General features: G+C 69.4%; 3 protein-coding genes. All 3 read left to right on the plus strand.

All coding sequences use genetic code 11. The features are described from left to right. Positions 1–147 precede the first annotated feature (147 nt). Genes ACFWPX_RS21015 through ACFWPX_RS21025 form a run of 3 tightly spaced genes read left to right on the plus strand, consistent with a single transcriptional unit; the run spans position 148 to position 20,539 of the window. Positions 148–18,201, plus strand: coding sequence for a non-ribosomal peptide synthase/polyketide synthase (locus tag ACFWPX_RS21015; RefSeq protein WP_378928775.1), 18,054 nt, complete (start codon positions 148–150; stop codon positions 18,199–18,201). Then, a complete protein-coding gene (locus ACFWPX_RS21020; RefSeq protein WP_378928776.1) occupies positions 18,201–20,327 on the plus strand; it encodes an AMP-binding protein in 2,127 nt (708 codons plus the stop codon). The genes ACFWPX_RS21015 and ACFWPX_RS21020 overlap by 1 nt, the downstream gene beginning before the upstream one ends. Next, complete coding sequence (locus ACFWPX_RS21025) at positions 20,324–20,539, plus strand: MbtH family protein (RefSeq protein WP_378913309.1); 216 nt, start codon at positions 20,324–20,326, stop codon at positions 20,537–20,539. The genes ACFWPX_RS21020 and ACFWPX_RS21025 overlap by 4 nt, the downstream gene beginning before the upstream one ends. The last annotated feature ends 9 nt before the right edge of the window (positions 20,540–20,548 follow it).

Raw genomic sequence — 20,548 nt, forward strand, 5'->3', positions numbered from 1 at the left:
ATCTCGTCCACATGATCTGTCGGGGATCTTGCGCGAGTGTGGCGGCACGCCCACCGCGTTCATATCGAATCTTTCGGTTCACGAGGTGTATTCGTGCTGCCCGAAAACATTCGATCTGCTGTTCTTTCGCGATACGAGGAGGCTCTGGTGCACGGTACGGAGTTGGGTGGGTTCAGTGCGCGACCACAGGAAGCACAGGTTGTCGGTCTGCCGTTTCCGCTGACCCCGGCCCAGCTGGGTGTCTGGTACGCGCAGCTGCTCGACCCCGACGTCCCGATCACCATCGCCCAGTACGTCGACATCGACGGTGAGCTGGATGCCGCTGTGCTGCAACAGGTTACGGCCGAGGCCGCACACGCCTACGGGTCACCGCTGGTGCGCATCGGCGAGTTCGACGGCGTCCCGCACCAGTACGTCGACCACACCATCGCGGTCGAGCAGGAGCTGCCGCTGATCGATCTGCGCCACCACGACGACCCCGTGGCCGCCGCGCACGAATGGATGCGCGCGGAGTTCGGCGCCCCGATCGACCTGCTCACCGACCGGCTGGTGGCCGGCGCGGTATTGCGGGTCGGCGACGCGCGCTGGTTCTGGTATCTGCGCGGCCATCACATCGTGCTCGACGGGTACGGCGCGTTCACCAACTCCCAGCGCATCGCCGAGCTCTACACCGCGCGGATGCTCGACACCCCGGCCCGCGAGGTGGTGCCGGGTGAGCTGTCGGTGCTGGTCGAGGGCGAACAGCGCTATCGCGAGAGCACTCGTTTCGTCGGCGACCGTGAGCACTGGGCACAGCGCATCGCCGGACTCGACAGCCCCACCGCGCTCGACGGCCGTACCGCGCCGCGTTCGGCGATCAACCTGGTGACCGGCGGGCGCCTGTCGGAGAAACTGGTCGACCGGCTGGAAACCATTGCCGCCAGCGATGATTCGACGATCTCCGCAGTACTGCTCGCCGCCTTCGCCGCCTATCTGGGCCGTCTCACCGACCGCCCGGACGCGGTGCTGAGCCTGCCCGTCACCGCCCGGACCACCGCGGTCATGCGACGCTCGGCGGGGATGCTGTCCAATATCGTGCCGCTGCGACTGCCGACGGGCGCGGCGGGTTCGGCCGCCACCTGGGGTGAGCTGCTGCGCGCGGCGCGGGTCGAGGTGGCGGGTGCGTTGCGTCATCAGCGCTACCGTGCCGAGGACATCCGCCGCGACGCCGAGGACGACGGCCGCCCCGCCCGGCGCGCGCTGTTCGGCCCGCTCGCCAACTTCATGCTCTTCCGCAGTGACCTCACGCTCGGAACCACCACCGGCCGCTACCGGGTGCTGTCCACCGGCCCGATCGAGGACCTGAGCCTCAACGTCTACTACGGCGACCGCGACCGCGTGCACGTCGATTTCGAGGCCAACCCCCACCTCTACGACGCCGACACCCTGGCCAGGCACCACGCCCGCTTCCTCGGCTTCCTCGAGCGTTTGGCCGCTGCCGACCTGGACACCGCGCTGAGCGCGATCGAGGTGGCGACTGAGCTGGAACTCCAGGTCAGCACCCGAATCTGGAATTCCACCCGGTTCGATGTCGACGCCGCGCTGGCCGAGCGTTCGGCGCCGGTGGCCACCCTGCCCGCCCTGTTCGAAGCCCAGGTCGCGCGCACCCCCGACGACGTGGCCGTGCGCATGGCCACGTCATTGCGCACCGACGCGCCCAGCGATGCCGACGGCGCGCATTCCGGGGACGCGACGCTGACCTATCGCGAGCTGGCTCAGCGGGTCAACCGGCTGGCCCGGCGGCTGCGGGCCGACGGCATCGGCCCGGAATCGCTGGTGGCGCTGAGTATTCGGCGTTCGCCCGAGCTGGTCGTGGCGATGTACGCGGTGCTCGCCGCGGGCGCGGCCTACGTGCCGATCGATCCGGATCATCCGGCCGAGCGCATCGCGCACATCCTCGCCACCGCCGCCCCGGCCGCGGTACTCACCACCACCCGCGACCGTGCCCACGTCGACGGGCTGCCGGTGCTGGCCGTGGACGCCATCGAGCTGGGCGACTACGACGACGCCCCGCTGACCGACGCCGACCGCACCGCGCCGCTGCGCCCCGGTCACCCCGCTTATGTCATCTTCACCTCCGGCTCCACCGGTCTGCCCAAGGGTGTCGCGGTCGAGCACGCCGCGATCGTGAACCGGCTGGTGTGGATGCAGCAGACCTACCGGCTGCACGGTGTCGACGTGGTGCTGCAGAAGACCCCGATGACGTTCGACGTGTCGGTGTGGGAGTTCTTCTGGCCCTTGCAGATCGGCGCCACCCTGCTGCTGGCCGAGCCGGACGGCCACCGCGATCCCGGGTATCTGCGCCGGGTGATCGCCGAATACGGCGTCACCGTCGCGCATTTCGTGCCGTCGATGCTCGAAGTCTTTCTGGCCCAACAGGAAATCGCCGAGCGCACCTCGCTACGACTGGTCTTCGCGTCCGGCGAGGCACTGCCCGCCGCGCCTGCCCAGCGGCTGCGGCTGCTGACCGGTGCCCGGCTGCACAATCTCTACGGCCCGACCGAGGCCGCCGTCGATGTCACCTTCCACGAGGTGAACGACAGCGACCGGGTCACGGTGCCGATCGGCGCGCCGGTGTTCAACACCCGGCTCCATGTTCTCGACTCACGGCTGCGGCCTGTTCCGGTCGGGGCTCCGGGTGAGCTGTATCTGTCGGGGGTACAGCTCGCCCGGGGTTATGTAGGACGTCCCGAGCTCACCGCCGGACGCTTCGTCGCCGCGCCCGCGATTGTCGCCACCGACGCCGGGTCCGGTGTCGCTCATCCGCTGCCGGGTGAGCGGATGTACCGCACCGGCGACCTCGTCCGCTGGACCACCAACGGCGAGCTGGAATATCTGGGGCGCACCGACTTTCAGGTGAAGCTGCGTGGTCTGCGGATCGAGCTCGGCGAGATCGAGGCCGTGCTGGAGAGCGTCGATTCCGCGGCGCGCGCCGTTGTGCTGGTCCGTGACGACGCGGGTGTCGGCGAGCAGTTGGTCGCCTATGTCGTGGAAGCCGAGCCGGGCTCGGTCGCGATCGCTGATCTGCGCGAGGCCGCACTGCGCGCACTGCCCGCTTACATGGTGCCGGCCGCGTTCGTGCTGCTCGATGCACTCCCGGTGAACGCGTCGGGCAAGCTGGACCGCAAGGCGTTGCCCGCCCCCACCCGCACCGTCGTCACCTACGCCGAACCCGTCGGCCCGGTGGAACAGACGGTGGCCAGGGTGTTCGGTGAGGTGCTCGGCCTCGACCGCGTCGGCCGCGACGACGACTTCTTCGCTCTCGGCGGCAACAGCCTGGTCGCCACCCAGGTCGCGGCGCGCCTCGGCGCCGACCTCGGCTGCCGCCTCGGCGTGCGCGACCTGTTCGGCGCGACCACCGTCGCCCGCCTCGCCACCGCCATCGCCGCACGCGACGACACCGGTGTCTCGGCCCAGCTCCCGGTGCTCACCGCGCGCTCCCGCCCGGCGCTGATCCCGCTTTCCCCAGCGCAGCAACGAATCTGGTTCCTCAACCGCTTCGACCCCTCGGCCCCCGGCTACAACATGCCGTTCGTCATCCGCATGCGTGGCACCGCGGATCTCCCCGCACTGGTCGCCGCCCTGAACGCGGTTGTCGACCGGCACGAAGCCCTGCGCACCGTGTTTCCCGCGGTCGATACTCCTGGCGGTGAGGTCGCCGAGCAGGTCATCCGCGATGCCGGACTGGTCCGCATCGGCGATCCCACCGAAGTGTCGGCCGCCGAGCTCGATGCCGAGCTGACTCGGTTCGCTCGCGCCGGGTTCGATCTCGAACGCGAAGCTCCGTTCCGCGCGGGCATCTTCGTCGTCCCGGCGACCGCCGACACGGCTGTGGACAACTCGGCACCGCGCCGTTCCGGCGTCGCCGCTGAGCCCGTCGGCAGCGATGGTGCGGCGTTCGTCGGCGAGCCGGAGTGCGTACTCGCTGTCGTACTGCATCACATCGCGGCAGACGGTGTTTCGTTGCAGGTGCTGGTGCGCGACGTGCTCACCGCCTATCGTGCCGCCACGGACGGCGTCGACCCTGGTTGGGCGCCGCTGAGCGTGCACTACGCCGACTATGCCCTCTGGCAGCGCGAACTCCTCGGCGCCGAAACCGATCCACAGTCGCTTGCCTCGCGCGAAATCGCGTTCTGGGAGCGGACTCTCGCGGGTCTGCCCGACCAGCTCGAGCTGCCCTCGGCGCGTCAGCGGCCGATCGAGCCGAGCATGCGCGGCGCGCGCACCGCCTTCACCATCGACGCCGACCTGCACCGTCAGCTCGCCGACCTGGCGCAGCAGGCAGGCGCCTCGCTGTTCATGGTCCTGCACACCGCACTGGCCGTGCTCCTCGCGCGCCTGTCCGGGACCACCGATATCGCCATCGGTACCGGTGTCGCGGGCCGCGGCGACCGCGCCATCGACGACCTGATCGGCATGTTCGTCAACACCCTGGTGCTGCGCACCGAGGTCGACCCGGCCGCGAGCTTCACCGCCGCGCTCGAGCACACCCGCGAAACCGACCTCGCCGCCTTCGCGCACGCCACCGTTCCCTTCGATCGCCTGGTCGACGTCGTGAACCCGGCTCGCTCGCAGTCCCGTCACCCGCTGTTCCAGGCGGCGCTCAACTTCCAGGCCGTTCTCGACACCACTTTCGAGCTGGCGGGCTCGCCGGTCACGGTCGGTGAGATCGAACTCGACATCACCAAATTCGACCTGCAGATCACCCTCGCCGAACGACGCGGTGCAGCGGGCGAACCCGCAGGCATCGAAGCCGTCACCCTTTACGCCACCGACCTGTTCGACGAACCCGAGATGCACACACTAGGTGCGCGTTTCGTGCGACTACTGTCGGCGGCAGTCACCGCCCCCGACACTGCGGTCGGCGACCTATCACTGCTGTCGGCACCCGAACTTTCCCAGCTCACCGGTATGCGCGGAGGACCGGTGACCGCCACCGGTCTGCTTCCCGACCTGCTGGCCACCGCCGTCGCGGCCGACCCGGATCGCGATGCGGTGACGGACGGCGACCGCACCCTCACCTACCGCGAACTCGACCGGGCGTCGTCACGCCTGGCCAGGGTCCTCATCGACAGTGGGATCGGCCCCGACGATGTGATCGCCGTCGGCATCCCCCGCTCCATCGAATCGGTCCTCGCGGTGTGGGCTGTCGCGAAGTCCGGTGCCGCCTGGCTGCCGGTCGACCCGAGCTACCCGCTCGATCGGATCACCCATATGGTGACCGATTCCGGTGCGCGACTAGGTCTTACAGTGTCCGAGTCGCAGCCCGCGCTGCCCGGCCCGATCGACTGGCTGGTCCTCGACGAACTGAAGCTGATGGCCGAATGTGCCTGGCGTTCCAGTGATCCCGTCACCGACGTCGACCGCGTCCGCCCCCTGCGTACCCAGCACCTCGCCTACGTCATCTACACCTCCGGCTCCACCGGCCTGCCCAAGGGCGTGCTGGTCACCCAGGCGGGCATCGCCGGGTTCGCCGCCGAGGAAACCGCCCGCATGTTCGGCACCGCCGACGCCCGGGTCCTGCAGGTCGGCTCCCCGTCCTTCGACATCTCGGTGATGGAATTCCTGCTCGCCGTGAACTCCGCCGCGACGCTGGTGATCGCCCCGCTGGGTCGCCACGTGGGAGACGAACTGGCCCAGCTGCTTTCGGAGCAGCGCGTCACACACGCCCTGATGACCCCGTCCGGCTTGGCCGTTCTCGACCCCACCCGGCTCGACGCCCTTCGCATGGTGATGGTCGGCGGCGAAGCCTGCCCGCCCGACCTGATCGCCCGCTGGACCACCGGACCCGTCCCGCGCGCGTTCGTGAACGCCTACGGCCCCTCCGAGACCACGGTCGCCACCAACATCAGCGCCCCCCTCACCGCTGATTCCCCGCTGACCCTCGGCACGCCACTGCGCGGCATCACCCAGTGGGTACTCGACGCCCGCCTGCAACCGGTCCCCGCCGGTGTCGCAGGTGAGCTGTACGTCGCGGGTGCCCAGGTTGCCCGTGGCTACCGCTCCCGCGCGGCCCTCACCGCGACCCGCTTTCTCGCCTGCCCGTGGGCACCGTCCGAGCGCATGTACCGCACCGGCGACCTGGTCCGCTGGACCGCCGAAGGCACCCTCGAATACCTGGGCCGCAACGACGACCAGGTCAAACTCCGTGGTTTCCGCATCGAACTCGGCGAAATCGAAACCGCCCTGCTCGCGCTGCCGTCGATCCGCCAGGCCGTCGTGCTCGTGCGCGCCGACGCGCACCGCGGCGACCAACTCGTCGCTTACCTCGTGCCCGCTGCCATCGACGCAGCACATGCCGGACGCGAGGCTGCCGGAATGGCGGAGGTGGTCGGTACCGATGTCGACGCGATCACCGCTGCCCTGCGCGGCATCCTCGCCCCGCACATGGTGCCGTCCGCGTTCGTCGTGATCGACGCGCTGCCGCTCACCCCCAACGGCAAGCTCGATCGCAGGGCGCTGCCGGAGCCGGTGTTCACCGCGCGCGCTTTCCGTGCGCCCGCCGCGGGCACCGAGTCCGTGGTGGCTCAGGTGTTCGGCGAGGTGCTCGGGGTCGAGCAGGTGGGTGCCCACGACGACTTCTTCGCGCTCGGTGGCAACTCTCTCGTCGCCACCCAGGTGGTGTCGCGCCTCGGCACCGCGCTCGGTCGCGCGGTGTCGCTGAAGGCGCTGTTCGAGGCGCCGAGCGTCACCGCTCTGGCTGCTCTGCTCGGCTCGGCGGAAGTGGTCGAGCCAAGGCTCGCGATGGTGGCAGGGCCACGGCCGCCACGGATTCCGCTGTCCTACGCCCAGCAGCGCATGTGGTTCCTGAACCAGTTCGACGCCGACTCGGTCGCCGACAATATCGCCGCCGCCATCCGCCTGACCGGCGCCATCGACTACGCCGCGATGAACGCCGCCGTCGCCGCGGTCTTCGCCAGGCACGAGGCCCTGCGGACCCGCTACCCCGCCGTCGACGGCATCCCGTTCCAGCAGGTGCTCGACGCCGGCCGGCTGACGATCACCCTCGAACCGCACGCGATCGCCCCGATCGACCTCGACACCCGGATCCGCGCGCTGGCCGCCATCCCGTTCGTGGTCGACCAGGAACCCCCGGTCCGCCTGCACCTGCTGCACACCGCGACCGATGAGCACGTCCTAGTCCTCGTGCTGCACCACATCGCCGCCGACGGCTGGTCCGTCGCACCACTGACCCGCGACGTGATGGTCGCCTACGCCGCCCACCGGTCAGGCACCGCACCGCAGTGGACGCCACTGCCGGTGCAGTACGCCGACTTCGCCCTCTGGCAGCGCGATGCGCTCGGCGACGAGGACGACGCCGATTCGTCCATGTCGCGGCAGATCGCCTTCTGGACAACGGAACTGGCCGATCTCCCCGACCTGCTCTCCCTGCCGAGTGACCGTCCCCGCCCGGCCGTGGCCTCGGGACGCGGTGCGCGGCAAGCATTCACGATTCCCGCCGCGATCACCGAGCGACTGCGCGGCATCGGCGCGCAAGCCAACGCCTCGCTGTTCATGGTGCTGCACGCCGCATTCGCCGCCACACTCACCAAACTGTCCGGCCAGCAGGACATCTCGATCGGCACCCCGGTCGCCGGTCGCGGTGACCAGGCGCTCGACCACCTGGTCGGCATGTTCGTCAACACGCTCGTGCTGCGCACCGAGCTCCGGCCCGAAGCCACCTTCGCCGAACTCCTCGACACGGTCCGCGACGGCGACCTGCGCGCCCTCGCCAACACCGACGTCACCTTCGACCGTCTCGTCGAGGTGCTCAACCCCGAGCGCTCGACCGCCCGGCACCCGCTGTTCCAGGTGATGCTCGACTTCCAGAACAACTCCCGAACCGAACTCGAACTCGCGGGCCTGACCGCCTCGGAGATCGAGATCGACACCCACACAGCCAAATTCGATCTGCACCTGACCCTGCGCGAGACCGCGGACGGACTGCTCGGCCGTTTCGAGTACGCCACCGACCTCTTCGACGCGCAGACCGTCGCAGATTTCGGCACCCGCTTCCTGCGGCTGCTGGATGCGGTGACCGCCGATCCCAACGTCGTGATCGGCGACATCGACCTGCTCGATACCGCGGAGCGCACCCACCTGCTCGACGTCTGGAACGACACCGCGTACCCGGTCCACGAGCGCATGACACTGGTCTCGCTGTTCACCGCGCAGGCCGAGCGCACCCCGGATGCGACCGCGGTGACCTTCGAAGGCGAATCGCTGAGCTATTCCGAGCTCGCCGCAAACGTGAATCGCCTGGCCCGCCTGTTGATCTCGATCGGCGTCGGTCCCGACCGCACCGTGGCTCTCGGCATGCGTCGCTCGACCGACCTGGTCGTCGCCATGTACGCGGTCCTCGCGGCGGGCGGCGCCTATGTGCCGCTCGACCCGGACCACCCGGCCGAGCGCATCGCCCAGGTGATCGCCGCCGCCGACCCGATCTGTGTCCTGACCCGTGCGATCGACGACATCGACCTCTCCGCGGTGGACTCCGAAGACGCGCCCGCCACCGTTCGCCCCGCGATTCTCGATCTCGAGCAACTCGACACCACGGACTACTCGTCCGAACCGGTCACCGACGCCGACCGCCTGACCACCCTGACCCCCGGGAACGCCGCCTACCTGATCTTCACCTCAGGCTCCACCGGCAAGCCCAAGGGCGTCGTCGTCTCCCACGCCGCCATCGTCAACCGCCTGGTGTGGATGCAGGACGCCTACCGCCTCACCCCCGATGACGCCGTCTTGCAGAAGACCCCCGCCACCTTCGATGTGTCGGTGTGGGAGTTCTTCTGGCCCTTGCAAATCGGAGCCCGCCTCGTCCTGGCCCGCCCCGACGGTCACCGCGATCCGGCCTACCTGGCCCAGGTGATCGACACCGAGCAGATCACCGTCGCCCACTTCGTCCCATCGATGCTCGCGGTCTTCGTCGCCGCGATCGTGCAGGCCACAAGCACCGAACCGGCCGGGAACTGCGCATCGCTGCGCCTGGTGTTCGCGTCGGGTGAGGCGCTGCCGCCCGCACCGGCCCAGCTGCTGCGTCAGCGCACCGGTACGGCTGTGCACAACTTGTACGGGCCCACCGAGGCCGCGGTCGACGTCACCTTCCACGAGGTAATCGACGCCGACACCGTCTCCGTCCCGATCGGCGCACCTGTGCACAACACCCAGGTGTACGTCCTCGACGGCCGACTACGTCCGGTCCCCGTCGGTGTTCCCGGCGAGCTGTTTCTGGCCGGCGCTCAACTCGCACGCGGTTACGCGGGCCGCGCCGACCTGACAGCGGACCGCTTCGTCGCCAACCCCTTCACCCTTGGCGAACGCATGTACCGCACCGGCGACCTCGTCACCTGGACGGCCGACGGTGAACTGGAGTACCTGGGCCGCACCGACTTCCAGGTGAAGCTGCGTGGTCTGCGGATCGAGCTCGGCGAGATCGAAGCCGTACTGTCCGGACTTCCCGAGATCACCCAGGCCGCGGTCGTCGTCCGCGACGAGACCCTGGTCGCGTATCTCGTCGCGCCACAACACGTCGACGTGGACGCGGTGAAGTCCACGCTGATCCGCGCCCTTCCCGCCTACATGGTCCCCGCCGCCTTCGTGGTGCTCGACGAATTCCCGCTCAACGCCTCCGGCAAGCTCGACCGAAAGTCGCTGCCCGCACCGAGTTTCGAGGCCGCGGTGTTCCGTGCGCCGGCCACCGAGGTCGCACGTATCGTCGCCGCCACCTTCGCCACGGTGCTCGGCTTCCCCGCCGATCGCGAAGTCGGTCTCGACGACGACTTCTTCACCCTCGGCGGCAACTCCCTCAATGCCACCCAGGTCGCGGCCCGCCTCGGCGCCGCCCTCGACACCCAGATCCCGGTTCGGCTGCTTTTCGACGCACCGACCGTGGCCGACCTGGCCGACCGGTGCGCCGCCCTGCGCGGCACCGGTGGCCGCCTCGAACTCACCACTCGCGAACGACCCCGGCGGATTCCGCTGTCGGCGGCACAGCGCCGGATGTGGTTCCTCAACCGCTACCTCGCCGACGTCGAGGGCATCGGCGACGCTGTCGACAACATTCCCGTCGCGCTCCGACTCACCGGCGACCTCGATATCGCTGCCATCGAAGCCGCCCTCGCCGACCTGGTCGCCCGGCACGAATCCCTGCGAACCAGCTACCCCGACGGGCCGGAGGGCGCCGAACAGCTGATCTCGGCCACAACAGCACTCACCCTGCGCCCCGAGGAGATCACCGAGGCGGAACTGCCCGAACGCCTGGTGTCCTGCGCCGCGATCCGATTCGACCTCACCACCGAAATCCCGCTGCGTGCGGCCTTGTTCGCGGTGAACGGCGACCACGTACTCGTCCTGGTGGTCCACCACATCGCCGCGGACGGCTTCTCGCTCGGCCCACTGGCCGCCGACCTGATGGCCGCCTACGCCGCCCGCCGCGAAGGCGCCACACCCACCTGGGCACCGCTGCCGATCCAGTACGCCGACTACGCGCTCTGGCAGCACGAAAACCTGGGTGACGCGACAGATCCCGAATCGCTCGCGCACACGCAACTCGCCTTCTGGCGTCGTGGCCTCGCCGGTCTCCCCGAGCAGCTCGATCTGCCGACCGACCGTCCCCGCCCCGTCGAATCCACCTACCGTGGCGCCGTCCACCGCTTCCAGATCGACTCCGATCTGCACAGCGAACTGCGCGAACTGGCCCGCAAGCACGAGGCCACCCTGTTCAGCACCGTGCACGCGGCCCTCGCCGTCCTGCTGGCCCGGCTGTCCGGCGCCGGTGATATCGCGATCGGCACTCCGGTCGCCGGCCGTGGCGAGGCAGCCCTCGACGGACTGATCGGCATGTTCGTCAACACCCTGGTCCTGCGCACCCAGATCGACCCGCGCGCCGAATTCGAAACCGCTCTCGACGCCGTCCGCGCGGGCGACCTCGATGCCCTCTCGCACGCCGACATCCCGTTCGAGCAGGTCGTCGATGCCGTCGACCCGGCGCGGTCGCGCAACCGCCACCCGCTGTTCCAGGTAGCCCTGGTACTGCAGAACTTCACCGTCCCCGCGCTCGCGGCAGCGGGACTGCGCGTGGAGCCGGTCGATTTCGATGCCGCCGTGGCGAAGTTCGACCTGCAGTTCACTGTCGGCGAATCCGTCGACATCGACGGTCGCGCGAACGGCATGTCGATCGAAATCGCTTACGCCACCGATCTGTTCGATGAGCCCAGCGTCGCGGTGCTGGCCCGCCGCTTCACCCAGGTGCTGGCCGCCGTCGTCGCCGACCCGACCGTCGTGGTGGGCGACATCCAGCTGCTCAGCGCCGAAGAACAGCAGCGCACCCTGCACGATTGGTCGTCCACCGGCGCTTCGGTGGCTGCCGCCGACACCATAGTCGACCGGTTCACCCGCGCCGCCACCCTCGACCCGAACGCCGTCGCCGTGAAGGCGGGCGAGCTCGCCCTGACCTACGGCGAGCTCGACGAGTGGTCCAACCGGCTCGCCCGACGTCTCGTCGCCGCGGGCGTCGGCCCGGAATCACTGGTAGCGGTAGCACTTCCGCGCTCGGTGGAGTTGCCCGTCGCCTTGCTCGCGGTGCTGAAGGCGGGCGGCGGCTACCTGCCGATCGACCCCAACTACCCCGCCGATCGCATCGAATACGTCCTCGACGACGCCCGCCCGCACTGTGCCATCAGCAACGACGACACCGGCCTGGCACGTGACTGGTTCGGTGGCCCGGTCATCGACCCCGCCGCGGCCAACCTGTCCGACTTCGCCGCCGAGCCATTGGCCGACGCGGACCGGCGGACGCCACTGGCCCCCGCCAACGCCGCCTACGTCATCTACACCTCCGGCTCGACCGGCCGCCCCAAGGGCGTCGTCGTTCCGCACTCGAATGTTATTGCCCTGCTGGACAACACCGCACAGCGCTTCGGCTTCGGCCCGTCGGATGTGTGGACCATGTTCCACTCCTACGCCTTCGACTTCTCGGTATGGGAGTTGTGGGGCGCCCTGCTCCACGGCGGCTCGATCGTCCTGGTCGACTACTTCACCTCCCGCTCGCCCGAACAGTTCCGCGAGCTGCTCCGCACCGAACGCGTCACCGTCCTCAACCAGACGCCGTCCGCGTTCTACCAGCTCATCGCCGCGGACCTGGCCACCCCGGCGCCCATCGAATACGCCTTGCGCACAGTGATCTTCGGCGGCGAGGCACTCGAGCCCCAGCGCCTGGCAGGCTGGTTCGCCCGCCACCCGGACTCGCCCCGCATGGTGAACATGTACGGCATCACCGAGACCACCGTCCACGCCTCCTACCGCGAGATCACCCCGAACACCGGCTCCGCCAGCGTGATCGGCGGTGCCATCGCGGGACTGACAGTGCGAGTACTCGATTCGCGTCTACGCCCTGTCCCGGTCGGCGTCCCCGGCGAAATCTACGTCTCCGGACCACAGTTGGCGCGCGGCTACCTGGGCCGACCCGACCTGACCGCGAGCCGCTTCGTCGCCGACCCCTACGGGCCGCCCGGATCCCTCGCCTACCGCTCGGGCGACCTCGCCCGCTGGACGGTTGTGCCCGACGATCTCGCGGTGTCACCTTCGGCGACCGTCGACACCCGCGTCGATCTCGAATACCTGGGCCGCGCCGACCAGCAGGTGAACCTGCGTGGCTTCCGCGTCGAACTCGGTGAGATCGAGGCGGCGCTGCTGCACAGCTCGGTCGCCCCGCGCGAAGTCGCGGTGCTGGTCCGTACCGACCTCGTCGACGAGCCGCGAATCGTGGCCTACCTGGTCGCGGAGTCCGCCGACATCGACACCGCGGCCCTGCGCAAGGAACTGGCGCGGACCCTGCCCGAGCACATGCTCCCGGCGGCCGTCGTGCCGGTCGACCGCATCCCGCTCACGGTCAACGGCAAACTCGACCGTGCCGCACTCCCCGCACCCGTCTTCGAGACCACCGTCTACCGCAAGCCCGCCACGATCACCGAGCAGATCATCGCCGACGTCTACACCGAGGTCCTCGGCCGTACCGACGACCAGCCGGTCGGCGCCGACGACGACTTCTTCGCCCTCGGCGGCAGCTCGCTGCTGGCAGCCAAGGCCGTCGCCCGCGTCGGTGCGGCCCTGGACCGGCGCGTCGGTGTGCGGACCCTGTTCGAGGCGCCGCGCGTCGCCGAGCTGGCCGCCGCGGTCGATGCCCAGTCCACGGTCGATCGGCCCGCGCTCGTCGGCCGGGCCCGTCCCGAGCTTCTTCCGCTGTCCCCGGCCCAGCAGCGGATGTGGTTCCTCAACCGCTTCGACCGCGCGTCGGTGGCCTACAACATCCCGTTCGCGCTGCGCCTGAGCGGTGCGCTCGATACCGGTGCCCTGCGGGCCGCGATGGCCGACGTGGTCGCCCGGCACGAGTCGCTGCGCACCATGTACCCGGTCTCGCGAGCCGCCGATACCGACGTCGACGGCACCCCTATGCAGTCGATCGTGGCAGCCGCCGATGCCGTTCCGTCGCTGGAACCGATCGCGATGACCGATGCCGACCTCCCCGCGGCGATTCGCGAACTGGCCGAGACCACCTTCGATGTCACCGCCGAGATCCCGGTGCGCATGCGCCTGTTCCAGGTGGCCGACACCGAATTCGTGCTGGCCGCCGTGATGCACCACATCGCGGCCGACGGCTCCTCCATCGCACCCTTCGTCGCCGACCTGATGCGGGCATACACCGCCCGGCTCGCCGATACCGCACCCGGCTGGGCACCGCCGGCCGTGCAGTTCGCCGACTACGCACTGTGGCAGCGCGACCTGCTCGGCGACGAAGCCGACCCGGAATCCGTTGCTGCCCAGCAGGTCGGCTACTGGCAGACCCAGCTCGCCGGACTGCCCGATCAGCTGGCCCTGCCGACCGACCGGCCGCGACCGGCCCGGCAGAGCCTGCGCGGCGACAAGGTGAGCTTCACCGTCGACGCCGATCTGCACGCCGCGCTGATCGCCCTCGGCCGTGGCAACGGCGCCACGCTGTTCATGGTGGTCCACGCGGCCTTCGCGGCCCTGCTGGCCCGCGTCTCCGGCACTGTCGATATCGCCATCGGGACTCCGAATGCGGGCCGCGGCGAAGCCGAACTCGACGAGGTCATCGGCATGTTCGTCAACACCCTCGTCCTGCGCACCCCGGTCATGGGTGACGCCACGTTCACCGACCTGCTCGCCGCGGCCCGCACCGCCGACATCGCCGCGTTCTCGCACGCCGATGTGCCGTTCGAGCGGTTGGTCGAGGTGCTCAACCCGGCCCGCTCCACCGCGCGGCACCCGCTGTTCCAGGTCGGCTATTCGTTCCAGAACCACGAGCGCGGTCAGCTCGAACTCCCCGGCCTCACCGTCTCGAGTATCGAATTCGATTCCGGGGTAGCGCAGTTCGACCTGCACCTGTTCGCCCTTGACAACTACACCGCCGATGGCGCCCCAGCGGGCATCGAGATGGCCCTCGGCTACGCCACCGATCTGTTCGACGCCGGAACTGCCGAACGCTTCGCCGTTCAGCTGCGCCGCGTTCTCGTATCCGTCACCACCGCAGCGGATGTCGTCGTCGGCGACCTCGACCTACTCGGCACCGATCGCACCCTGCTCCTCGAAACGTGGAACGACACCGCCCATCCGGTCGAGCAGACCACCCTCACCGAACTGGTCGCCCGCCAGGCGAACCGGACCCCGGACGCGCTCGCGCTGGTCGACGACGAGACCGGCGAATCCCTGGACTACGCCACCTTCGATGCCCAGGTCAACCGTGTCGCCCGGCTCCTGATCGCCGAGGGTGTCGGCCCGGAACGCACCGTCGTGCTGGCCATGCGCCGTGGCATCGACCTCGTGATCGCCATGCATGCCGTGGTCCGGGCGGGCGGCGCATACGTGCCGATCGACCCTGACCACCCCGTCGACCGCATCGCCTACATCGTCGCCACCGCGGCACCGCTGTGCGTGCTCACCACCGCGGCCGACGGCCTACCGATCTCCGTGGACGTACCCGTCTTCGAACTGGATCACCGTGCCCTGCGGGATCTTTCGACGGAACCGGTGACCGATGCCGAGCGCATCGCCCCACTGCGCCCCGCGCATCCCGCGTACATCATCTTCACCTCGGGTTCCACCGGTCGGCCCAAGGGCGTCACCGTCCCGCACGCCGCGATCGTCAACCAGGTCGCCTGGCTACACGACCGCTTCACCATGACCGCCACCGACCGCGTCCTGCTGAAAACCCCTGCCACCTTCGACCTCTCGGTCTGGGAGTTCTGGTCCCCGCTCACCTCCGGCGGCGCGCTGATCGTCACCCGATCCGGCGACGAGCGCGACCCAGATCGTCTGCGCGCCACCATGACCCGGCACGGCGTCACGGTCCTGCACGCGGTGCCGTCTCTCGTCGGCATGCTCCTTGCCACCGAAACCGCACCGGCACTGCCCGATTCGCTGCGCGCCGTCCTCGCTATCGGTGAAGCACTGCCCGCCGCCACGGCTACCGAGTTCCGCGCCAGTGGCACCGAAGCTGTCCTGCACAACCTGTACGGCCCGACCGAGGCCGCGGTCTCGATCACCGAATACGAAGTGGCCCACGACCCGACGCATGTGGTCCCGATCGGCACACCTGCCTGGAACAGCGCTCTGTACGTCCTCGATGCCCGGCTTCGCCCGGTCCCGATCGGCGTAGCCGGCGAGCTCTACCTGTCCGGTGACCAGCTGGCCCGCGGCTACCAGGGTCGCCGGTCCTTGACCGCCGACCGCTTCGTCGCCAACCCCTTCATGACCTTTTCCGCCGGGGCAGGACACCGCGGCGTCGGATCGCGGATGTACCGCACCGGCGACATCGTGCGATGGCGAGCCGACGGCACCCTCGAATACCTCGAACGCGCCGACTTCCAAGTCAAGATCGGTGGCTTCCGCATCGAACTCGGCGAGGTCGAAACAGCCCTGCTGCGCTGCGCCGATGTGCGCGCCGCGGTCGCCGTGGCCAAGACCGACGAGCGAGCGGGCGCCCGCCTGATCGCCTATGCGGCGGTCGCCGACCTGACTCCCGGCGACGAACAAGCCATCGCGGCCCGACTGCGCGGCGAGCTCGCCGCCGACCTGCCCGCCTACATGGTTCCCGCCGCCCTGGTGGTGCTCGACGCGTTGCCTCTCAACGCCAACGGCAAGGTCGATCGCGCCAACCTGCCCGAACCCGAGTTCGCCGAGGCGGCCTTCCGTGCCCCGGTCACCGCAGTCGAACAGCTCGTCGCACAGACCTTTACCGACGTGATCGGCTGCCCGACCGTCGGCTTGGACGACGACTTCTTCGCCCTCGGCGGCAACTCACTGATGGCAACCCGCCTTGCCGCCCGCCTCGGCGCCGCACTCGGCGCCCAAGTCCCGGTAGCCGCCGTGTTCGACGCCCCCACGGTCGCCGCACTGGCCGAACACCTCGCCACCGCCGACCGCACAAGCGCCCGCCCCCCACTGACCAAACGCACGAGCGAAGGCCCCGCGGTCCTCTCGCCGGCACAGCAACGCATGTGGGTGCTGCATCAGTTGTCACCCCAGTCGGCGGCATATCACATCCCCGCCGCGATCCGCCTCACCGGCGACCTCGACCTACCCGCCCTGCAAGCGGCGATCGCCGACCTCCTGGCCCGCCACGACACCCTGCGCACCCGCTACCCGGACACCGCCGCAGGCCCGGTCCAGCAGGTGATGCCCGCCTGGTCCGCCGCCGTCGATCTCACCCCGATCCCGGTCGCGGCCGCCGATGTGGACTCCCGGATCGCGGCTCTCGTCGCGCAGCCGTTCGACATCACCGCCGCACCCCCGGTCCGGGTCGCGCTCTACCGGCTGGGAGCCGACGATCACGTCCTCGTCGTCGTGGTGCACCACATCAGCGCCGACGGCTACTCCATCGACCCGCTCACCCGGGACCTGGTGCGCGCCTATGTAGATCGCAGCCAAGGGCGCGCACCCGGTTGGGGCCCGCTGGACATCCAATACGGCGACTTCAGTACCTGGCAGCGCGACCTGCTCGGCTCCGACGCCGACCCCGGCAGCGTGCTCACCCAGCAGCTCACCTACTGGACCCGCGAACTAGCCGGCGCACCAGAACTGCTGGCTCTGCCGACCGACCGCCCACGCTCCTCGCGGCGTGAAATGCTTGGTGAGACCGTCGAATTCGAGATCGATGCCGCGCTCACCCGCAGCCTCGACCAGGTAGCCCGCACCAACGGAACCACCCTGTTCACCGTGGTCCACAGCGCCCTGGCAGTCCTGCTGGCCAAACAATCGGGCGGCGCGGACATCACCATCGGCGCCCCGGTATCCGGTCGCGGCGCCCGCGAGCTCGACGACCTCGTCGGCATGTTCGTCAACACGGTCGCCCTGCGCACCGAGATCGACTCGCGCGCACCGTTCACCGACCTGCTGGCCCAGGCGAAGCGTCGTGACCTGGCCGCCCTCTCCCACGCGGATGTCCCGTTCGAGCAGGTGGTCGATGCCATGGGCCGCACCCGTACCGGCGCCTACACCCCGCTGTTCCAGGTGATGTTGACCTTCCAGAACATGCCGCCGGGCGGTATCGACCTACCCGGCCTACACGTTCGAACCCTCGACCCCGGCCTGACGGAAGCCAAGTTCGACCTGCACCTCACCGCCCTGCAGCGTTACACGGACAACGGAGCCCTCGACGGCCTCGATGTCCACTTCGGCTACGCCACCGACCTTTTCGACGCATCGACGGTCGAAGCGCTGGCCGAACGATTCCGCAAAGTCCTCACCGCCGTCGCCGCCGATCCCACTGTCGCGGTGCGTTCCATCGACATGCGCACCGACGCCGAAAAGACCCCGATACCAACCACTTACACCATTGCCGATCTTCCGGGCCTCGTCGGCTCGGCAGCTCGGCTCGCGCCGGCGACCGTGGCATTCGCCCACGGCGAGCACGCCATCTCCTACGGAGCACTCGACGCCAAGCTCACCGCGGTGAGCAGGGCGATGGGAGCGAAGATGAAACCTGAAGCGCTGGTGAACGTCGCGCTGGCCGGCCTCGTGCCCGGCGTGCTCGCCGCACTCGGCGCCGCGGGTCTGTCTTCCACTCTGCAAACACTGGTGACCGATGCTGCCGCGGTAATCGCCGGGACAGGGTCGGTTGACGACTCGGAAGGACAACTCTGATGTCGCACACGGATTCGGTCACGACCGCCGCCACCCTCGCCGCGCTCCTGCGTGACCTGGACGGCGATCGACCACGTGACCCGGCGACCCTGCTCGCCGCCTTCTCCACTTACGCCGACCGCGAGCCCGACACCCTCGCGGTGCGCGACGGCGAGACAATCCTCACCTACGGCGAATTGGCCGAGCGGGTCGACGCGCTGGCCGCGGCCCTCGTCGAGCACGGCATCGAACCCGAGACCACCGTCGCGGTCTCGCTGCCACGCTCGGCCGAACTCGTCGTCGCCGTGCACGCGGTGCTGGCCGCGGGTGGCGCCTTCGTCCTGCTCGACCCCGCTACCCCCGGTGACCAGCAACGACGCGCCGTCGGACTGGTCGCGCCCGCATTGATCCTCACCAGTGACGGAACGCCGCACCCCGCCGGGTTCCCGGTTCTGTACACCGATGCCACCGTCGAAATCACCCCCGATGAGCTACCGGGGCCGAGTGCGGACAACCCGGCCTACTTGGTGGTCGATGTCGATGCCTCGACCGCCGTGGTAGTCGGACATCGTGCGGCACAGGCGAATTCGAATTGGCGCCAACGGCTCTGCGGTATCGGCATCGGCGACTCCGTGCTCTGGCACGCGCCGCTGACCGGACAGGCCGCGGTCGGGGAGATGCTGCTCGCTCTGCAGACCGGCGCCACGCTGGTGGTCTCGCCTTCGCAAGCTCTCGCCGACGCGATCGCCGAAACCGGCGTGACCGCAGCTTGTTTCGATCATCTCGAGCTAGCCGAACTGGCGGCGCTACCCGATGCGGAGGAACGCCTCGACTCGCTGCGTGTCGTGCTCGGCTCGGGCGGGTCACAACTGGCGAAAACCGCCGCCGCCCTGCGTGCGGTGAGCGGAGCGACCCTGTGGCACGTCTACGGCAGGCCCGAAACCGCCGGTGAGTTCGTCGCGCACGAGGTGACCGGTGCCGATCTGGAGGTCGTGCCGTTCGGATCGGCCGCCGACGACGTCGAACTGCTGATCCTCGACGAGCACCTGTGCCCGGTCGCCGACGGCGAAATCGGTGAACTCTACGTCTCCGGTGTGCAATTGGCGCGCGGATACGTCGGCAGACAGGCCACCGCCGCGACCTTCCTCGCCAACCCCATCGGCCCGGTGGACGACCGCATGTTCGCCACCGGCGACCTGGTGCGTCGCAGGCCACCGGGCGACGCATGGACCGCCGAAATCGAATTCGTCGGCCGTGTGGACGACGGGCCCTGTTCCCGTTCGGCCGGCCTCCCCGACGAGCTACTGCTCGACGAGTTCGAAGCGCAAGCCACCGCAACCCCTTTCGACCCGGCCGTCGTCCATGCGCCGAGCGACGGCCCGACCTCGATCATCACCTTCGGTGACCTCGACCGGCGCACCAACCAACTGGCCAGGCATCTGACCGCCCTCGGTATCGGCCCGGAATCGGCTGTGCTCGTGGATGTGCCACGTTCCATCGAGTTCGTGGTCGCCACCTACGCGGTCCTCAAAGCCGGGGGCGCGGTAGTGCCGACAGACACCGCGAACCCCCTGCTCCCACCGGTCGTCAACCCGGCACTGGCCATGACCATCGCCGCCCGCGAACACCTCGGGGCTTACGACATCCCGACGGTCACGGTCGACCGGGTCGACCTGTCGGCCTACTCCAGCGAACCGATCGCCCGGAGCGAGCATCGCGCCCCGATCCTGCCGCAACACCCCGCCTTCGTGCTGTTTCCCCCCGGCACAACGCACAGCGTCACCATCAGCCACGCCGCCGCCGTCCACCGGGTAACCGCCATGCAGTCGCGCCACACCCTCACCACCCGCGACGTCTACCTGCACCAAGCCCGCACCGGTGACGTCACCGCGTGGCACGGCTACCTGCTCCCGCTGCGCGTCGGCGCGACCGTGGTCCTCACCGAACCACCAGACCCCACCCGATTAGCCGCCCTCATCACCGCATACGGCATCACCACCACCGACTTCACCCCCCACTTCACGCCCGCCCGCCCCACCCACGGCGACCGCCTGTTCCGCACCAGCGAGCTGGCCCTCAACGACATCGAAGGCACCCCAGCGGCATTGGCCCACCTCGGCACTCTCATCAGAAAGGCCACCCCATGACCAACCCTTTCGACGACGAAAACGCCCAGTTCTACGTCCTGATCAACACCGAAGGCGAACACTCCCTCTGGCCCACCTTCGCCGCCGTCCCCGGCGGCTGGACCGTAGCCTTCGGCGCCGCCCCCCGAACCTCCTGCCTCCACTACGTCGAATCCCACTGGCTCGACATGCGCCCCAACTCCCTGATCGCCGCCATGTCCAACAAACCCTGAGCTCGTCCT

Source organism: Nocardia sp. NPDC058518 (genome assembly GCF_042719655.1).
Taxonomy (GTDB): Bacteria; Actinomycetota; Actinomycetes; order Mycobacteriales; family Mycobacteriaceae; genus Nocardia.